Source organism: Candidatus Binatia bacterium (genome assembly GCA_035631035.1).
Lineage (GTDB): Bacteria > Eisenbacteria > RBG-16-71-46 > SZUA-252 > SZUA-252 > DASQJL01.
On sequence record DASQJL010000069.1, the window covers coordinates 1 to 2,761 of the forward strand.

1 protein-coding gene and 2 pseudogenes are annotated in these 2,761 nt (G+C 69.8%); all 3 read left to right on the forward strand.

Annotation, left to right across the window (positions count from 1 at the left end; all coding sequences use genetic code 11):
• Positions 1-329: pseudogene (locus VE326_07425) on the forward strand (transposase).
• A 535-nt stretch (positions 330-864) separates the two neighbouring features.
• Entirely contained in the window at positions 865-2,124 is a 1,260-nt protein-coding gene (gene ltrA / locus VE326_07430; protein ID HYJ33038.1) for a group II intron reverse transcriptase/maturase, read from the forward strand.
• A 65-nt stretch (positions 2,125-2,189) separates the two neighbouring features.
• Positions 2,190-2,761: pseudogene (locus VE326_07435) on the forward strand (IS66 family transposase).

Here is a 2,761-nt window from a genome sequence, read left to right on the forward strand (position 1 = left end):
TCCCCGCCCAGCTGCGGGTGAAGGTGATCCGCCGCCCCCGCTACGCCTGCCGGACTTGCGAAGAGGCCGTGGTGCAGGCTCCTGCTCCGGAGCGGCCGATCACCGGCGGGATGGCCACTGAGGCGCTCATCGCGCACGTGCTGGTGGCCAAGTTCGGTGATCATCTGCCCCTGTACCGCCAGGCGGGGATCTTCGCCCGGCAAGGGATCGCGCTCGACCGTTCCACCCTGTGCGACTGGGTCGGGCGGGCCTGCTGGTGGCTCGAGCCGCTGTGGCGCCTCTTGCGCCGGCACGTCATGGGCTCGACCCGGATCTTCGCCGATGACAGTGTGCCACGAACATGCCGACGAAAGGAGGTGTGGTGCTGATCGAGCGATGAGGGACGGCCCCTCGGGGTCGGTCGTCAGGGACAGGCCCCAAACCGCTGCGAGCCGCGTCGGTCAAAAGCCCTCGTGGTGAGCGTCGCAGGAAAAGGCGGGACATCATCCCGTCAGGTGAGTGTCGGAGAGGCGAGCGAGAGCGAACCGCTGATGACGTGTCGAAAGCGTACAGACGATGCCGAAACCGGGAGGTTGTCGTTGGCCCGGGACGAGTCTGGGGGGCGCCCTGATTACTGCCCAGGCGGCATCCGGCATGGAGGCGGCGCGACTCCGGCACAGGCGCTCGTTCGGAACGTGGGAACCTGCCGCCCCGGTGCGAAGGGAGACGCTCGAGCGGGCAGCCCCCGCGAGGGCCAGAGTACCGATACGGGGCGGAGGGGCGGAGTGACCCGTAGTAGGGGTGAGGGCCGCGACAAACGGCCGGACCGAAGGGGTCGCGTCGCCCGGCCCCATCCCGGCGGCAACCGGTGACGGGAGGACCGGCGTGGGTGGGGCGAAGCCGTTCGACATTCCCAAGAAGGAGGTCTGGGAAGCCTTCAAGAAGGTGAGGGCGAACGACGGTGCGGCCGGGGTCGACGGCGTGTCGATCGCGGAGTTCGAGGCTGACCTGACGGGCAACCTCTACAAGCTCTGGAACCGGCTGTCGTCGGGCAGCTACTTTCCTCCCCCGGTCCGCCGGGTCGACATCCCCAAGCCCGACGGCGGCACGCGCCCGCTCGGCGTCCCGACGGTCGCGGACCGCGTGGCTCAGGAGGTCGTCCGGCGCCGCCTGGAGCCGCTGGTGGAACCCCGGTTCCACCCGGACTCCTACGGCTACCGACCGGGCCGCTCGGCGCTCGACGCCGTCGCGGCGGCACGCCAGCGGTGCTGGCGATTCGATTGGGTCCTCGATCTCGACATCAAGGGCTTCTTCGACAGTATCCCGCACGACCTTCTCCTGAAGGCGGTGCGGCATCATACTGATTGCCGCTGGACACTCTTGTACATCGAGAGATGGCTGACAGCACCGGTGCAGATGGAGGACGGTAGTCTTCATCCGCGGGGGTGCGGGACACCGCAAGGCGGGGTGATCAGCCCCGTCCTCGCGAACCTGTTCTTGCATTATGCTTTCGACATGTGGATGCGTCGGGTCTTCCCTGCCATCCCGTTCGAGCGCTACGCGGATGACGTCATCTGCCACTGCCGCACCCAGGCGGAAGCCGAGCGGCTCAAGGCGGCGCTCGACGCGCGCCTGGCCGCGTGCGGTCTGGCCCTGCACCCGGAGAAGACGAGGGTCGTCTACTGCCGGGACACCGACCGCCCCGGCGACCACCCGGTCCACAAGTTCACCTTCCTCGGCTACGAGTTCCGTCCGAGGCTGGTGCGCTGGCGGGCCGGCCAGTACCGGGTCGGCTTCACGCCCGCCGTCGGTCCGAAGGCGCTGAAGGCCATCCGCACGGAAGTGCGGCGCTGGCGGCTGCACCGGCGGACCGACAAGGAGCTCGCCGATCTGGCGCGGATGTTCAACCCGATCATCCGGGGCTGGATCCTCTACTACGGCAAGTTCCACCGCTCCGCCCTGTATCCCGCCCTCCGGCACATCGACCTCTACCTGGGACGATGGGCCTGCAAGAAGTTGAAGCGACACCGCGGACACCAGCGGCGCGCCCACCGGTGGCTGGCCCGAGAGGCTCAGGCCCGGCCACGGCTGTTCGCGCACTGGTCCTTCCTCCGCGGGTCGGGCTGGGCGACAAGAGCCGTATGAGCCGAGAGGTTCACGTACGGTTCTGTGAGCGCGCGGGGGTGAGATTCCCCCGCGCGACTCGACCCACGCTGCCGGTGCTCGACCCGGGCCGGGGCCGGACCAAGACCGGCCGGCTGTGGGGCTACGCGATCGACGATCGGCCCTGGGGCGGCACGACCCCGCCGGCGGTGGTCTACCTCTACGCCGAGGACCGCAAGGGCGAGCACCCGGCCGCGCACCTGGCCGGGTTCACGGGCGTGCTGCAGGTGGACGGCTACGGCGGCTTCAAGAGCCTGCTCGCGGACCGTCCGCCCGGGGAGATCCGTCTCGCCTTCTGTTGGGCGCACTGCCGGAGGCGCTTTTACGAGATCCATCAGGCCACAGGCTCACCCTTGGCCGCGGAGGCGCTGCGCCGGATCGGCGAGCTCTACGAAGTGGAGGCGGAGATCCGCGGCCGCGCCCTGCCGAGGAGCGGCGAACGGTCCGGCAGGAGCGCAGCCGGCCCATCGTGGACGCCCTGCACGCCTGGCTCACCGCCCAGCTGGCGCGGGTCTCGGGCAAGTCCGGCCTCGCCGAGGCGATCCGCTACGCCCTGCGCCACTGGAGCGGGCTGGTGCTGTTCCTCGACGACGGCCGCATCGAGCTGGGTAGAGTCGAG